The organism is Synechococcus sp. A10-1-5-1 (assembly GCF_023115425.1).
In the GTDB taxonomy this organism is placed as follows: Bacteria; Cyanobacteriota; Cyanobacteriia; order PCC-6307; family Cyanobiaceae; genus Vulcanococcus.
The window spans coordinates 2,119,414-2,135,276 of record NZ_CP096032.1 but is presented as its reverse complement, the minus strand read 5'-3'; the positions used below and the strand labels follow the sequence as shown (position 1 = coordinate 2,135,276).

The following is a 15,863-nucleotide window of genomic DNA, read 5'->3' as shown; positions in this document are numbered from 1 at the left end:
CCCCATGGCGCGCCTCGGCCTGTCCGCCCTGAAGTCTCTGCTGCGCCGCGCCGGCCTCAGTCGCTCCAAGCGCCCCCCGACCTGGCAGCCCCCAGCCGCGAGCTGGAGCCGCCCCTTTGGCCAGGGCTGGGAGACGCCCTACACCGTCCGCTACGCCAGCAACCTCGACGACGGCCCCAACCATGGGATGCCCTTAGGCGGCTTCGGCGCCGGCTGCATCGGCCGCGCCCCCGACGGCAACTTCAACCTCTGGCATCTCGATGGCGGCGAGCATTGGTTCGGGGTGTTGCCCGATTGCCAGTTCTCGTTGTTTGAGGACAACGGCAGCAGCAGCCGGGCCCATGCCCTGGCGGTCAAGCCCAGTCGTGATGACTCCCGGCCCGAGTCCAGCGCACCGCTGCAGAGCTGGGATTGGTATCCAGCCAGCACCGAGACAACCCACACCGGCACCTACTCCGCCCGTTACCCCCTGAGCTGGACCCAGTACCAAGGGGTCTTTGACGCCGAGGTCAGCTGCGAAGCCTTCAGCCCGATCCTGCCGGGCAACTACCAGCAGACCAGCTACCCGCTGGCGGTCTTTGTCTGGACCCTGCGCAACCCCAGCAGCCAGCCGCTGGATCTCTCCTTGATGCTCAGCTGGCGCAACATCTGCGGCTGGTTCACCAACACCGACTCCTCAGCGGAGGTGCACTTCCGCGATGACGGGAGCCCCGAGCACAACTACGCCCCGGCCATCGGCCACAGCGAGGGGCAGCGGAATGATTGGGTCGAGGACGGCAACCTCAAGGGAGTCGTCCTGGGCGGAGACGTCTCCAGCCCAGTGCGGGAAGGCGAGGGCCAGTGGTGCATCGCCACCAGCAAGCAGCCGGGGGTCAGCATCCAGCGCTGCAGCCGCTGGAATCCAAGCAAGGACGGCTCGGAGCTCTGGGGCAGTTTCAGCCGTGATGGCTCCATCCCTGAGAGCAACAACAACCGCCGCAGCGGAGCCGCTGAACCGGTCAGTGCGGCCCTGGCGGTGCGCTGCCGGCTGGAGCCCGGCCAGAGCCTTGAGATCCCCGTGGTGATCAGCTGGGATCTGCCGGTGACGGCCTTTGCCACCGGCACCAGCGCCCTGCGCCGCTACACCGATTTCTTCGGCACAAGCGGCAAAAATGCTGCCGCCATCGCCGCTGAAGGCCTGAACAACTGGCGCCAATGGAAAGCGCAGATCGAGACCTGGCAGCAGCCGGTGCTGGAGCGCAGTGATCTGCCCGAGCCGCTGCGGATGGCGCTGTTCAACGAGCTCTACGACCTCTGCAGCGGCGGCAGCCTCTGGAGTGCCGCGAGCAGTGAAGACCCCGTGGGGCGCTTCGGGGTGCTCGAGTGCCTCGACTACGCCTGGTACGAGAGCCTGGACGTGCGGCTCTACGGCTCCCTGGCGCTGCTACAGCTCTGGCCGGAACTCGATAAGGCGGTGCTTCGCAGTTTTGCCCGGGCCATCCCCGCGGCCGATGCCACCCCGCGGCCGATCGGTTGGTACTTCACCCAGGGCAAGGGCCGCGTCGAAGCCGCCCGCAAGGTCAAGGGAGCCACTCCCCATGACCTGGGGGCCCCAAATGAGCGCCCCTGGGATGCCACCAACTACACGGCCTACCAAGACTGCAACCTCTGGAAGGACCTGGCCAGCGACTACGTCCTGCAGGTCTGGCGCACCTTCAAGCTCGCCCCCAACGGAGAGGACGTGCGCTTCCTGGCGGAGTGCTGGCCGGCGGCGGTGGAAGCACTGCGCTACCTCAAGACCTTTGATATCAATGGCGACGGCCTACCCGACAACGGCGGCGCTCCCGATCAGACCTTTGATGACTGGCCGCTCAAGGGCGTCAGCGCCTACTGCGGCGCGCTCTGGATTGCTGCCCTGGAAGCGGCCCTGGCGATCGCCCAACAGCTGCAACTGAGCACGGGACTCGACACCTCGGCTGAACAACAGGAGTTCAGCGGTTGGCTGGCGCAAGCGCGAGGGAATTTCGACACGCTCCTCTGGAACGGCGAGTACTACGACATCGATGCCGAGAGCGGGACGCCGGTGGTGATGGCCGATCAGCTTTGCGGTGATTTCTATGCCCGCCTGCTGGGCCTGGAACCGGTGGTGAGCGAGGCCAACAGCCGCAGCACCTTGAACGCCGTCCGCGAGTCCTGCTTCGAAAAGTTCGAAGGCGGCAGCCTTGGGGTCGCCAATGGCCTGCGCCGCGATGGCACCCCCCTGGACCCCAACGGCACCCACCCCCTGGAGGTCTGGACCGGGATCAACTTCGGCATCGCCAGTTACTTCCGGCTGATGGGCGAGACCGAAACCGCCCTGGCCATCACCTCAGCGGTGGTCAACCAGGTCTATTCGGGGGGCCTGCAGTTCCGCACCCCCGAAGCGATCACGGCGGTGAACACCTTCCGCGCCTGCCACTACCTGCGGGCGATGGCGATCTGGGGGGTCTGGGCGACCCACACCGATTGGCAGCGGATCCCGGGAGCGGAGGCGAGCTAAGCGGAACCACAACTCGGTTCCATACGCTGGCTTCAGAGCAATGGTGTTATGGCGTTCGGCTCCCTTCTTCGTGTTGCGCTCTCGCTGCTGATCGGCGGCGTTCTCGCCTTGGGCCTGGGCCAACCCGCCAACGCCCAGGTGCACCTGCACCCCGATGAGAACGGCACCGAGATCGTCCGCAGCCTTGAGAGCCTGCGGGATCTCGACTACCAGAGCTGGCAAGCCGTGGCCTACAGGTCCGGCCCCCCCGGCGGCCCCGTGACCCTGCGGATCGTTGGTTACCCCGGCCGGGTCCGCCTGGATCACCCCACCTCCTTGATCGTGCACTCCGGCAGGGGCACCTGGGAGCTCGAGGACATCACCACCGCCAATCCCAAGCTGGCCGTCGATGGCCGTGATGCCGCGGCCGAGTTTGACCTCAATCCGCTGCTGGCCGACCTGCACCAGAACCGGCCCCTGCGTTTGGAGCTCCCCGGGGTGTTTGTGGAGCTTCCCGTCCCTCCCTTTGTGGTCGGTGAATGGCGCAGCCTGCCGAGCTGGCGCGACGCCGGATGAGTAGCAGCCCCTGGCGGCTCTGGATGCAGCGGGCCCTGCAACTGGCCTCCCTTGGGGCTGGTCGCACCAGCCCCAACCCGCTCGTGGGTTGCGTTGTGCTCGATGCCGCGGGGGCCTTGGTCGGTGAGGGCTTTCATCGCCAGGCGGGCACGCCCCACGCGGAAGTGCATGCACTGCGCCAAGCGGGCGAGCGCGCCCAGGGCGGCACCGCCATCGTCACGCTGGAGCCCTGCTGCCACCGCGGCCGCACGCCTCCCTGCAGTGAAGCCCTCATCGCCGCTGGCGTCAGCCGCGTTGTCGTGGCCATGCCTGATCCCGATCCAAGGGTCGCCGGTGGCGGCATCGCCCAGCTCCAGGCCGCCGGCATCAAGGTCATCAGCGGGGTCTGCGAGGACCAGGCCCAAACCCTCAACCGCAGCTTCATCCAGCGGGTGCAGACCGGACGCCCCTGGGGAATTCTCAAGTGGGCCATGAGCCTCGATGGCCGCACCGCCCTGCCCAATGGCTCAAGCCAATGGATCTCGGGTTCGCCGGCCCGCGCCTGGGTGCACCAGCTCCGGGGCCAATGCGATGCGGTCCTCGTGGGCGGGGGGACCGTGCGCGCCGACAACCCCCTACTCACCAGCCGCGGTCAACACAGCCCCGAACCGCTGCGGGTCGTCCTCAGCCGCAGCCTGGATCTGCCCAGCACTGCCCAGCTCTGGGATCAAAACAGCGCCAGCACTCTGGTGCTCCATGGCATTGATGCCCCCGCGGACCAGCAACACCACCTGGATCGTCTGGGGGTGGAGCATCTGGCCTTGCCGGATTGCGGGCCCAAGGCGGCCATGGAGCTCTTGGCCGAGCGGGGCTGCAATCAAGTCCTCTGGGAATGCGGACCTGAGCTGGCAGCCGCAGCCCTAAGGGACGACTGCGTTCAGCAACTGGCGGGGGTGATCGCTCCGAAACTGCTCGGAGGGCTGGCAGCTCGCACTCCTCTGGGCGACCTGGGCTTGGTCGATGTCAACCAGGCCGAGCCCTGGGGCCAGCAACGACTCCGGCCGCTCGGCGATGACTGGTTGATCGAGCTGCAGCGCTAGGACTCGTCCAGCTCTTCGGCGATCTCCTCCTCCGCGTCTTGAACTGTGTAGCGGCTGATTAACAGACCCATCACCAGGGCCAGATAAATGGTCCCAGAGACCGCCACCATCGCGCTCAGCATCTGGCTCTGGGACGTCACTGGGCTGATGTCGCCATACCCCGTCGTGGTGAGGGTGATGAAGGCGTAGTAATTCAGCTCAGCGAAATCAAGCGAAAAAATTTTGGCTGCAGGCCCCGCTGCACCGTGGTGGCCGTGCAGCAGCGAGACGTCCGAGGCGACGGTGTTCACAAAACTGCCGGGCGCGAGTGATTCCAGCACCGCAAATAGCAGTCCCGCCGCCAGGCCCACCAGCAGGTAGCCCGCCAAAGCTCCCATCAGGACATCACGGCTGATGGAGCGTTCCTTCGCGAGGTTGCGGATCAAGCGCTCGCAACTCCAGGCCACCAGCAGCGTCCAGACAAAAAGCAGCGGGAAGCCCGCCTGGGAGGCATTTGCACTGGTGAAGTACCAGCCCATCGATGAGACAAAGGTCAGAACGGCGAGCAGGCGATAGGCCCGGGTGCGTTGCCGTGACCAACGGCCGGGCTCCACCCGCGAACCGAGGCTGAACAGCAGCACCCATGGGAACGCCAGATAACCGAGGGCCGCCAACTGCCGCATGCCCTCGGGCAGCATCAAGCAGCCGATCACCGTCAGGCAGTTCGCCAGCAATAGGCGGTAGCCGAGATGCCGTTGATTCCTGCGGGCCATGGCCCAGTCTGGCGATCAACCAAACAAGGGCAACTGATCAGAACTCACCTTGGGTTTGGGTTTCACCGGCCCCTCGGCCACCCAACCCTCCGGGGACCAGCCCTGCATCAAGGGCTCCAGGGCCCGCAGGCCAGGAGCATCCACCGGCTCCATCCAGGCTTCTTCCAAGCCCTCTGGAACGATCACCGGCATGCGGTCATGCAGCGGCGCCACCAAGGCGTTGGGCGTGGTGGTCAGCACGCAGCAGGTCTCCACTTCGCTGCCATCGGGGCCGATCCAGCGATCCCAGATCCCCGCCAGCCAAAACGGACTTCCATCGATGGGGGCAAGCCGGTGCCCCTTCTCGTAGAAACCGTCGGCCGGCAACAGGCAACGCCGGTGCCGCCAGGCCCCACGAAAGCTGGCCTTCTCCGCCACGGTCTCTGAGCGGGCGTTAAAGGGCCGTGGCCCATTCAATGGATCCTTGCTCCACTCCGGCAGCAGGCCCCAAAGCATCAGGGCGGGGCTGATCTGACCGTGTTCTTGCCGCAGGGCCAGCACGGGTTCCCCCGGGCGAATCAGGGGGCGTGGGGCGTAGTACGCCAGCAAACCATCGGGCAGGGTGCCGCCCAGCTTGGGGAGCAGTTGATCGAGCCGGGAGGTCAGGGAGTAACGACCGCACATGGCCTGGAGCGCTCCCGTTCGGTTCTCACCCCCCACTGGGGCCTGTCAGCAAGCCTAGTTTGGGGCAAACGCGCACCCGTCGCATGCCTATCCGCAAGGACGACACGCCCCCGAACCGGCGCTTCGGCCTCGTCAATCTGCTGCTGATCGGCTTTGGCGTGCTGCTGCTTGTGAGCAGCTTCCTGCCCAACCAGGGCATGCAGCAGGTGCCCCGAGTTCCCTATTCACTCTTCGTCAGCCAGGTGGACGACGGCAACGTCAGCCGCGCCTACATCACCCAAGAGCAGATCCGCTACGAGCTGAAGTCACCTCCAGAGGACGACGCACCCTCGGTGCTCGCCACCACGCCGATCTTCGACATGGATCTGCCGAAGCGGCTCGAGGAGCATGGCGTTGAGTTTGCTGCCGCCCCCCCTCAGAAGCCCAGCTTCATCACGACGGCCCTGAGCTGGATCGTGCCGCCCCTGATCTTCATCTTGGTTCTGCAGTTCTTCGCCCGCCGTTCCATGGGCGGAGCCCAGGGCGCCCTGAGCTTCACCAAGAGCAAAGCCAAGGTCTACGTCCCCGACGAGGAATCCCGGGTGACCTTTGCCGATGTGGCTGGTGTGGATGAGGCCAAGGAGGAACTGACCGAGATCGTCGACTTTTTGAAGTCCTCCGACCGCTACACGGCGATCGGCGCACGCATTCCCAAAGGGGTGCTGCTGGTGGGCCCCCCTGGCACCGGTAAAACCCTGCTCTCCAAAGCGGTCGCCGGTGAGGCCGGGGTTCCCTTCTTCATCATCAGCGGCTCAGAGTTCGTCGAACTCTTCGTCGGCGCCGGCGCAGCCCGCGTGCGCGATCTCTTTGAAGAGGCCAAGAAAAAAGCGCCCTGCATCATCTTTATTGACGAACTCGATGCCATCGGCAAGAGCCGTGCGGGCTCGATGGGCGTCGTCGGAGGCAACGACGAGCGCGAGCAGACCCTCAACCAGCTGCTCACCGAGATGGATGGCTTCGCCGCCAAGGACAAGCCCGTCATCGTCCTGGCAGCCACCAACCAACCGGAAACCTTGGACGCCGCCCTGCTGCGCCCCGGTCGTTTCGACCGCCAGGTGCTGGTGGACCGCCCCGACCTCTCCGGCCGCAAGACCATCCTCGACATCTATGCCCGCAAGGTGAAGCTCGCCCCAGGCGTTGATCTCGACAAGATCGCCCAGGCCACCAGCGGCTTTGCCGGTGCGGACCTGGCCAACCTGGTGAACGAAGGCGCCCTGCTGGCCGCCCGCGCCATGCGGACCTCCGTTGAACAGGGTGACCTCAACGAGGCGATCGAGCGGGTCGTGGCCGGTCTCGAGAAGAAGAGCCGTGTCCTCCAGCCCGACGAGAAGAAGGTGGTGGCGTATCACGAGGTCGGCCACGCCATCGTTGGCCACCTGATGCCCGGCGGCAGCAAGGTCGCCAAGATCTCCATCGTTCCCCGCGGCATGGCCGCATTGGGGTACACCCTGCAGCTGCCCACCGAAGAGCGCTTCCTCAATTCCAAGGAAGACCTCGAAGGGCAAATTGCCACCCTGCTCGGGGGCCGCAGCGCTGAAGAGATCGTCTTTGGTGAGGTCACCACCGGTGCAGCCAACGACCTGCAACGGGCCACCGACATCGCCGAACAGATGGTCGGGACCTATGGCATGAGCGACATCCTTGGCCCCCTGGCCTACGACAAGCAGGGCGGCAGCCGCTTCCTGGGCGGGGCCAACAACCCCCGCCGCTCGGTGAGTGATGCCACCGCCCAGGCGATCGACAAGGAGGTGCGCACCCTGGTGGACCGGGCCCACGACCGGGCACTCTCCATCCTTCGCCAAAACCGTGAGCTGATGGAGAGCATCTCCCAACAGATCCTCGAAAAAGAGGTGATCGAAGGGGACGACCTCAAGGATCTGCTCGCCAGCAGCGTCATGCCCGAGGACGCTCAAGCGATTGCTTGAGCCCCAAGGGGTTGACGCGGGGGCCCGTCATCTCAGATAAGGGTTCTTTGAAGACGGGCCCATGGCTGCACTGAGCGGCTATCCCTCCCTCTCCGAACTCAGCGGACGAGACTTCCTCTCGTCAGCCGATGTCAGTGCGGAGCAAACCCAAGCCCTGCTCGAGCTGGCGGCGGATCTGAAGGCTGGCCGCACCCGAGTCGATCTCAGCGGGAAAGTTCTGGGCCTGATCTTCAGCAAAGCCTCCACTCGCACCCGGGTCAGCTTCAGCGTGGCCATGGCCCGCCTGGGCGGCCAGACCATCGATCTCAATCCCCAGGTGAGTCAGGTGGGCCGCGGTGAGCCCGTCGCTGACACCGCCAGGGTGCTGAGCCGCTACGTCGACGCCCTCTCGATCCGCACCTTTGCCCAAGAGGAGCTGGCGGAATATGCCCACTGGGCCTCAGTTCCGGTCATCAATGCCCTGACCGACCTGGAGCACCCCTGCCAAGCCCTGGCAGATTTCCTGACCCTGCAGGAAGCCTTCTGCTCAATCGAAGGACTGACCCTCTCGTACGTAGGAGATGGCAACAACGTTGCCCACTCCTTGATGCTCTGCGGCGCCCTGCTGGGGGTGAACATCCGCGTGGGCTGCCCCCAGGGCTACGAGCCCGACGCTGCTGTGCTGCAGCAATCCCGCGACCTGGCTGGAGGTCGCTGCAGCATCGAGGTGATCCAAGAACCGGTGGCCGCCGTCCGCGGCGCCCACGCGCTCTACACCGATGTCTGGGCCTCCATGGGCCAGGAAGAGGAGAAGGGCGAGCGCGAGCAAGCCTTCAGCGGCTGGTGCCTGAATGAAGAACTCGTGGCCGAGGCCGATCCCAAGGCCATCGTTCTCCACTGCCTGCCCGCCTATCGGGGCCTGGAAATCAGCGCCGGGGCGATGGAGGGAAGCAGCAGCCGGATCTTCGATCAAGCAGAAAATCGCCTGCACGCACAACAAGCCCTATTGGCGGCCCTGCTCTCCTGAGCGCCGGTTGCCAAAGCCAGTCTCCAGCGGTACAAATGTATTGACAAACAAATGCATTGCCGGTGCCCGCTGGATCGCCTGAGCCCCTGACCACTGCCCAGCAAGAGCTCTACGACTGGCTCTCCCACTACATCGGCGAACACCGCCACAGCCCCTCAATCCGCCAGATGATGGAGGCCATGGGGCTCCGTTCCCCGGCACCGATCCAGAGTCGTCTTCGCCACCTTCAGCAAAAAGGCTGGATCACCTGGAAGGAAGGCCAGGCCCGAACCCTGCAACTCCTGGGCGATGCCCTGGGCGGTGGCATCCCAGTGCTCGGCGCCGTAGCCGCCGGAGGCCTGGTGGAAACCTTTGATGACGTCGAGGAACGACTCGAGCTCGAACCAGTTCTGGCCACCCGCGGGCTGTTTGCCCTGACCGTCAACGGCGACTCCATGGTGGATGCCCACATCGCCGATGGCGACGTGGTGCTGATGGAGCCGGTCTCAGAGCCCAGCCGCCTGCGCGAGGGCACGATCGTCAGCGCCCTGGTACCCGGCAGCGGAACAACCCTGAAACACTTCCACCGCGATGGTCGCCAGGTGCGCCTGGAGGCCGCCAATCCCGCCTACGAACCGATCCTGGTGGATGCCGACCAAGTGGCGATCCAAGGCAAGCTCGTTGCCGTCTGGCGCCAGGTTTAAACCCTCTGCGGTGTAAGCTCTCTGCATCGAAGACGCGGCCTTTCGGCCATCCCTGACGACCAGCGTCAGGCGAGTCCATCGACATCCAAAGGGGCCATAGCTCAGCTGGTAGAGCACCTGCATGGCATGCAGGGGGTCAGGAGTTCGAGTCTCCTTGGCTCCACTTTTCAAAACCCGGTCTTGGACCGGGTTTTTTAGTGCCGAGGTGTCTGGCCTAAGAAGCCAAAACAGCCAGAAATCTGGCGCATGACTGACGACGACCCTGATCGGCAGAAGCAAAAGAAAAGCCCCCGTCGTTGAACGGGGGCCGTCTGCTCTTCGGTGCCCCTCCCGGGGGCTGCAGACACTCTCCGGCCCTACTTGACGATCGCCATAGCCCCATTTGGGGGCAATTCAGTCCCAGGCGACCTCAAGACTCCAGTGACACTGAGGCTGATCAGCTCTGGTTATTGATGTGATCGCTAGAGGCGATCACCAAAAGGGTTCCCTTCTGATGGGCACCACTCATAGCTTCAGGTGCAACAGCCCGCATGGGCCGTTCTGCATCCCCGCTCCAACGGCTAGTCCGTTGAGGCCTTTCTTTCCCGTACTCATGACGACCACCATCCAGCAGCGCCAAGGCGCTTCTGCGTGGAACCAGTTCTGCGAGTGGGTCACCAGCACCGACAACCGCCTCTATGTGGGTTGGTTCGGCGTTCTGATGATTCCCTGCCTGCTGGCCGCCACCATCTGCTTCATCGTTGCCTTCGTGGCAGCACCCCCCGTCGACATCGACGGCATCCGTGAGCCTGTTGCCGGCTCCCTGATCTACGGCAACAACATCATCTCTGGCGCTGTGATCCCCAGCAGCAACGCCATTGGTCTGCACTTCTATCCCATCTGGGAAGCTGCCAGCCTCGACGAGTGGCTGTACAACGGCGGTCCTTTCCAGCTGGTTGTTTTCCACTTCCTCATCGGCATCTACGCCTACATGGGTCGTGAGTGGGAACTCTCCTACCGCCTCGGCATGCGCCCCTGGATCTGCGTTGCTTACAGCGCACCCGTGGCTGCTGCTTCCGCTGTGTTCCTGGTGTATCCCTTCGGTCAGGGCTCCTTCTCGGACGCCATGCCCCTCGGCATCTCCGGCACCTTCAACTACATGTTGGTGTTCCAGGCTGAGCACAACATCCTGATGCACCCCTTCCACATGCTTGGTGTGGCTGGTGTCTTCGGTGGTTCCCTGTTCTCCGCCATGCACGGCTCCCTGGTGACCTCCTCCCTGGTGCGTGAAACCACCGAGAGCGAGTCCCAGAACTACGGCTACAAGTTCGGCCAAGAGGAAGAGACCTACAACATCGTGGCTGCCCACGGTTACTTCGGTCGCCTGATCTTCCAATACGCCTCCTTCAACAACAGCCGCAGCCTGCACTTCTTCCTGGCTGCCTGGCCTGTGGTTGGCATCTGGTTCACCGCCCTGGGCGTGAGCACCATGGCGTTCAACCTGAACGGCTTCAACTTCAACCAGTCGATCCTGGATTCCCAGGGTCGTGTGCTGAACACCTGGGCTGACGTGCTGAACCGCGCCAACCTCGGTATGGAAGTGATGCACGAGCGCAACGCTCACAACTTCCCCCTCGACCTGGCTGCTGCTGAGTCCACTCCTGTGGCTCTGCAAGCTCCCGCCATCGGCTGAGGCTGAACCCAACCAACGATTCAGCTTCTTCTCGAACCTCGAGGACGGTTGAATCAGAAGCCCCCACCGCAAGGTGGGGGCTTTTTGTTGGCTTGGTGCTCATCAAAGGCCCTAGCCATGATCACTGAGGAGAAGGCCTAGAACGATCTAAGAAAGAGGGACTTCAGTTCAACCCCAGAGATCAACACCATTGCTGGACAGTGAACTGATACGCAAATCCACGGATGCGGGTGATCATCAAATTGAGAACCTGATCAGGCCATGGGCGAACAGAAGCAGGATCGCCGCCGATTTACAGCCGATAGAACCGCGAGCGTGTGTTATACTGTTACAAAGTTGTAACACGACTAGATGTTCACGATTGATAAAGCCGCCAAGATATTCCCCGATACCAAAACGGCCGATGTCATTCCGGCTATTACTGCCCGTTATCAGCTGCTGAGCGCAGAAGATCAGTTGGCACTGATCTGGTTTGCTTACACAGAAATGGGTAAAACCATCACCGTGGCGGCACCCGGAGCTGCACGTATGCAGTTTTGCCAGCTCGCGCTGAAAGAGATCTCAGAGATGTCTGCCGATCAGCAAAGCAAAGTGATGTGCGACCTGGCGACAAAGGTCGACATGCCCATAGGAAGGCAATATGCCAACTGGTCGATCAACGTAAAGCTGGGCTTCTGGTACGAGCTGGGCGAATTAATGAGGAAAGGAACAGTTGCGGCGATACCCCAGGGCTACAAACTCTCTGCAAACGCAAACTCCGTTCTCGAATCTCTCAAGAAGGTTGAGCAAGGACAGCAGATCAGCATCCTTCGCAACTTTGTTGTTGACATGGGCTTCGATCCTGCAAAGGATGACGAGAACCTTGCCAGCGAACCTGAGGTCATTCCCACACCCCAATCAGAGCGCCAGCAAATCTTTATCCCCGGTGTACTCAATCAGACTGTATTGAGCTACATGGAGTTGCTAAACTCGAATGATTTTGATGCACTCATTGAGCTTTTCCTGCCTGACGGTGCACTGCAACCTCCCTTCCAACGTCCAATCATTGGCAAAGAAGCAATCCTGAAGTTCTTCAAGAGAGATTGTCAAAATCTTCAACTGATGCCACAGGGGGGATTCGGTGAACCTGCTGAATCTGGCTTTAACCAAATCAAGGTCACTGGCAAAGTCCAGACACCATGGTTCGGTAGCGAAGTTGGGATGAACGTCGCATGGCGATTCCTACTGGACGAAAACGACAAGATTTACTTTGTAGCCATTGATCTCCTTGCCAACCCTGCAGAACTGTTAAAGCTCGGCAATCGTTGACATCGCTGCGCAAGAAGTCACTTGGCCTCGCCCATGCCATGGCAATCCTATTGCCATGGCTAGCAGTGGCATTCATCTCGACTGGTGCAGAGATAGGAAAGATCAGCGTTGAAATCGCTCTGCTGCTCATTAGCATCAGATCTTTTTTGAATACTGGCCTTTTTATCATTGCCCACGACAGCATGCACAACACACTCTCTCCGGAGTGGCCACGCCTGAACAAAGCCGTCGGGACTGTGGCCTTGTTTTTGTATGCAGGACTGAACTATTCCTCTTGCAAGCACAAACATCTTCTTCACCACAGTTCACCAGAAACTCCCGAAGACCCGGACTATCGACTGGAGACTGAAGCTGGCTTCCTCAGCTGGTTTTTCAGATTTCTTCGGTCATATGTCAATAGGCGTTCACTCTTTTGGCTCATTTCAAGTTGGGCCTTAACGTATGCGCTATCGGGCTACTCTATTAAAAATGTAATAGCCTTCAGTGTAATCCCGCTAATCATCAGCTCCGTACAGCTTTTCACTTTTGGCATATGGTTGCCACACCGGCCAGCCCTGGAAAGTGACTCAACAACGCCCAGAAGCAGCAACTTGCCTCCGCTACTTTCCCTCATAACTTGTTATAATTTCGGATATCATCGGGAGCATCACGAGAATCCATTCATTCCGTGGTACCAGCTTCCAAGGCTTGCGGCAATGAAGCCATAACCCATAGTCTATGCGCACTCAGACCACATTCCTCCCTTGAGTCTCACCAGCCAGCATGAACAACTCAGAATGGACTTCAACTGAAATCGAAATAGCGAAATCAGCTTTCGCAAGCGGCAACAAAAAAGCCGAGTCAGAGCTCATCAAACAGATTCAAGACAAGTCCTCCAATTTGTCTGACATCGAATCTCTGTACGCTCTCCATGACTTTCTCAGCATCGAGCGCCACGGGCTAGAAGGGCGGTCTCAGTTCGACCCAGATACGGCACTCTTCGCATTCGCCGAGATGGTCAAACGAGGATTGGTCACAGTGGCGGAGCTTGACGGACTTGAACCCAAGAAGATCGCAAAGATCAAGGCCATGTCGATGTTCTAATCGCTAGTATCAATCTGAGCACAAAACAATCTTGACGTGACCAACTCAACGCCAACGCTCGCGCTCCTCATACCTCAATATATCAAGTACCTTCATCATCTTGATTCTGCACATATGCTTGAACAAGAAATCAAGTTGTCGCTCAATGCTTCAGGGCTGACCTGGAATGACCTCGAAGAAGCTGCGGCTAATGCTGAGCAGTCAAAGGAAATACTCTGAACGGATAGGTCCGGGTGAAGATCGAAACGTTCGAAAAATTGGCAGCCTTAATCACTACCGCCGGATTAGTTGCTGGCAATTTACTTTTATTTTCGCCAATGCGTGTTGATAATCGACAACTCAATACATCCTCGATTCAACAAACTGGCTTCCAAAGTGCAAAATAATTTCTCGTCCAATACTTACTTAACCCGTAATTCAGTTGCTCACGGACCAGATCAATGAGCATCACCGCGGACGCCGGGCAATGCCGGGCCATCGACAGCTTTGAGGCCTTCGCCGATCAGGTCGACTACTCCCTGCTGGAGTCCCTCCAAGTCGATCCCGAGGCCAGCAGCGACGGCGATGACCACCGGCCCAGGCAGGTCTTTTCCGGGCACTACGTCCCCGTCACCCCCACGCCACTGCCATCGCCGGAATACGTCGCGCACAGCTCCAGTCTCTTCGCAGAACTGGGCCTGAGCGAGGGCCTGGCCAACGACCAGGACTTCCGCCGGCTCTTCTCCGGTGACAGCCGCGTCACCAGGGGAGCCATGCGGCCCTATGGCTGGGCCACGGGCTATGCCCTCTCGATCTACGGCACGGAATACATCCAGCAGTGCCCCTTCGGCACTGGCAATGGCTACGGCGACGGCCGGGCGATCTCGATCTTTGAAGGCCTATTTGAGGGCAAGCGCTGGGAAATGCAGCTCAAGGGGGGCGGCCCCACGCCCTACTGCCGCGGCGCCGATGGTCGGGCGGTGCTGCGTTCCAGCGTTCGCGAGTTTCTCGGCCAGGAATTGATGCACGCCCTGGGGGTGCCCACCACCCGCTCCCTCAGCCTCTACATGTCCCGCGCCGAAGGCGTGCGGCGGCCCTGGTACTCCCAGCAATCGCGCTCCTTTGAGCCGGACGTGATGGTCGACAACCCGGCCGCAATCACGACCCGGGTGGCACCGTCCTTCCTTCGAGTCGGCCAGCTGGAGCTCTTTGCCCGCCGGGTCCGCAGCAAGGCCCACCCCGGAGCCCTACGGGAACTGCAACAGATCACCACGCACCTGATCGAGCGCAACTACCGCACAGAGATCAACGCGGCTCTGCCCTTCCAGCAGCAGGTGCTGGAGCTGGCCAGGCTCTTCCGCGGACGGCTGACGGCCCTGGTGGCGAACTGGATTCGCGTGGGCTACTGCCAGGGCAACTTCAATAGCGACAACTGCGCCGCCGGGGGTTACACCCTCGACTACGGCCCCTTCGGCTTCTGCGAGCTGTTTGATCCCCGCTTCCAGCCCTGGACCGGCGGCGGTGAGCACTTCTGTTTCTTCAACCAACCGGCAGCCGCAGAGGCCAACTACCAAATGTTCTGGTCTGCCCTACGGCCACTGCTGGAGGACGACGCGGGGGCGCTGGCTGAGCTCGATGAGCTGCGCGATGGCTTCTCGGAGGCGATGCGCGGTGAACTTGAGGCGATGTGGAACCGAAAGCTGGGACTGGCCAACTACGACGACGACCTCCTCAAGGATCTGCTGCAACTGCTGGCCAGCTCCAGGGCCGATTACACCCTGGCCTTCCGCCAACTCTCCAGCCTCCCGGAGCAGGTGGATGCGCTTAAACCCGCCTTCTATGTGCCAATCGACGCGGAACTGGAGAAACGCTGGGCTGAGTGGCTGCAGCGCTGGCATGGGCAGATCAGCGCCCCCGATGACGCCAGGACGACGATGCAGCGGGCCAATCCCCAGATCACCTGGCGCGAATGGTTAGTGGCGCCGGCCTACGAGCGCGCAGCCGAAGGCGACCTGGGTTTGATCCAAGAGCTACAGGCGGTCTTCCGTGATCCCTACGTCACCCCTCCAGCGGAACTCGCCGCGACCTACGACCGGCTCAAACCCCGCGAGTTCTTTAACGCCGGGGGGCTCTCGCACTACAGCTGCTCATCTTGAGTCGGCGCTAAAGCAAGCGATCCGCGCAGGCGCGGCGGAAGAGATTCATCACCTCCTCTGCCGGCAAGCCTTGAACAATCCGCGCCTCGATTTCGCTGCGGTGCTGACTCGGGTGGTACTGACCAACGGCCTTGAACAAATCCGGTGAGCGGCGATGGGCCACCAGAAAATCCAGGCCCAAGCGATCGCTTTCAAAGATGGGTTCACGCCGGCAGTGCTGCATCACATGGGCGGATTCATGGGCCAAGGTCTCCCAGACACGCTCCGGGTCGTCCTTGAGGTTATTGGCACACAACACCACCGCATTGCGAGCAAAGACAAAGGCGCCCATCAATTGCTGAGGACAATCTCTCGCCACCAAGGTCTCCGTTCCAGCCCGGAGCAAGAGCCCCCGGAGCAGGAAAATCGACTTCAGCCGCTCAGCCCAGACCGGCGAAGCCTGCAT

General features: G+C 61.7%; 15 protein-coding genes and 1 tRNA gene. 13 read left to right on the top strand and 3 right to left on the bottom strand.

Features of this window, described 5'->3' with window-relative positions; translation table 11 throughout:
* Positions 1-4: 4 nt before the first annotated feature.
* The 3 genes from MY494_RS11430 to ribD are packed head-to-tail and all read left to right on the top strand — an operon-like array spanning position 5 to position 4,152.
* Positions 5-2,518: a GH116 family glycosyl hydrolase gene (locus MY494_RS11430; RefSeq protein ID WP_247910357.1), complete on the top strand. Its 2,514-nt coding sequence runs from the start codon at positions 5-7 to the stop codon at positions 2,516-2,518.
* Positions 2,519-2,566: 48 nt separating this feature from the next.
* Complete coding sequence (locus MY494_RS11425) at positions 2,567-3,073, top strand: DUF3122 domain-containing protein (RefSeq protein WP_247910356.1); 507 nt, start codon at positions 2,567-2,569, stop codon at positions 3,071-3,073.
* Positions 3,037-4,152 carry a bifunctional diaminohydroxyphosphoribosylaminopyrimidine deaminase/5-amino-6-(5-phosphoribosylamino)uracil reductase RibD gene (gene ribD, locus MY494_RS11420; RefSeq protein ID WP_247910355.1) on the top strand — a complete coding sequence of 372 codons (1,116 nt, stop codon included), beginning with the start codon at positions 3,037-3,039 and terminating at the stop codon, positions 4,150-4,152. The genes MY494_RS11425 and ribD overlap by 37 nt, the downstream gene beginning before the upstream one ends.
* Here the strand turns inward: ribD and MY494_RS11415 are convergent.
* Positions 4,149-4,904, bottom strand: coding sequence for a potassium channel family protein (locus tag MY494_RS11415; protein ID WP_247910354.1), 756 nt, complete (start codon positions 4,902-4,904; stop codon positions 4,149-4,151). The genes ribD and MY494_RS11415 overlap by 4 nt on opposite strands.
* A gap of 15 nt (positions 4,905-4,919) precedes the next feature.
* The gene (locus MY494_RS11410; RefSeq protein ID WP_247910353.1) at positions 4,920-5,567 is read right to left on the bottom strand and encodes an SOS response-associated peptidase; all 648 of its coding nucleotides are present in this window, start codon (positions 5,565-5,567) and stop codon (positions 4,920-4,922) included.
* Between the two features lie 83 nt (positions 5,568-5,650).
* On the opposite strand from MY494_RS11410, the gene ftsH reads away from it, so the two are divergent.
* The 10 genes from ftsH to MY494_RS11365 all read left to right on the top strand — a co-directional run bounded on the left by ftsH (position 5,651) and on the right by MY494_RS11365 (position 15,418).
* Positions 5,651-7,531, top strand: coding sequence for an ATP-dependent zinc metalloprotease FtsH (gene ftsH, locus MY494_RS11405; protein ID WP_247910352.1), 1,881 nt, complete (start codon positions 5,651-5,653; stop codon positions 7,529-7,531).
* A gap of 61 nt (positions 7,532-7,592) precedes the next feature.
* On the top strand, positions 7,593-8,537 hold the full coding sequence (argF, locus tag MY494_RS11400) for an ornithine carbamoyltransferase (RefSeq protein WP_247910351.1): 945 nt from the start codon (positions 7,593-7,595) through the stop codon (positions 8,535-8,537).
* Positions 8,538-8,593: 56 nt separating this feature from the next.
* On the top strand, positions 8,594-9,220 hold the full coding sequence (gene lexA / locus MY494_RS11395) for a transcriptional repressor LexA (protein WP_247910350.1): 627 nt from the start codon (positions 8,594-8,596) through the stop codon (positions 9,218-9,220).
* A gap of 90 nt (positions 9,221-9,310) precedes the next feature.
* Positions 9,311-9,383 (top strand) — tRNA-Ala (locus tag MY494_RS11390).
* A 429-nt stretch (positions 9,384-9,812) separates the two neighbouring features.
* Entirely contained in the window at positions 9,813-10,892 is a 1,080-nt protein-coding gene (gene psbA / locus MY494_RS11385; protein WP_247909500.1) for a photosystem II q(b) protein, read from the top strand.
* 351 nt (positions 10,893-11,243) lie between these two features.
* Positions 11,244-12,200: an orange carotenoid-binding protein gene (locus tag MY494_RS11380; protein WP_247910349.1), complete on the top strand. Its 957-nt coding sequence runs from the start codon at positions 11,244-11,246 to the stop codon at positions 12,198-12,200.
* 38 nt (positions 12,201-12,238) lie between these two features.
* Entirely contained in the window at positions 12,239-12,907 is a 669-nt protein-coding gene (locus tag MY494_RS13315) for a fatty acid desaturase (protein ID WP_371820723.1), read from the top strand.
* Between the two features lie 55 nt (positions 12,908-12,962).
* Positions 12,963-13,283, top strand: coding sequence for a hypothetical protein (locus tag MY494_RS11375; RefSeq protein ID WP_247910348.1), 321 nt, complete (start codon positions 12,963-12,965; stop codon positions 13,281-13,283).
* Positions 13,284-13,319: 36 nt separating this feature from the next.
* Entirely contained in the window at positions 13,320-13,502 is a 183-nt protein-coding gene (locus MY494_RS11370; protein ID WP_247910347.1) for a hypothetical protein, read from the top strand.
* 221 nt (positions 13,503-13,723) lie between these two features.
* Positions 13,724-15,418 (top strand): protein adenylyltransferase SelO family protein, encoded by a 1,695-nt coding sequence (locus MY494_RS11365; RefSeq protein ID WP_247910346.1) that lies wholly within the window; start codon positions 13,724-13,726, stop codon positions 15,416-15,418.
* Positions 15,419-15,425: 7 nt separating this feature from the next.
* Here the strand turns inward: MY494_RS11365 and MY494_RS11360 are convergent, their stop codons facing one another.
* Positions 15,426-15,863: a hypothetical protein gene (locus tag MY494_RS11360; protein ID WP_371820722.1), complete on the bottom strand. Its 438-nt coding sequence runs from the start codon at positions 15,861-15,863 to the stop codon at positions 15,426-15,428.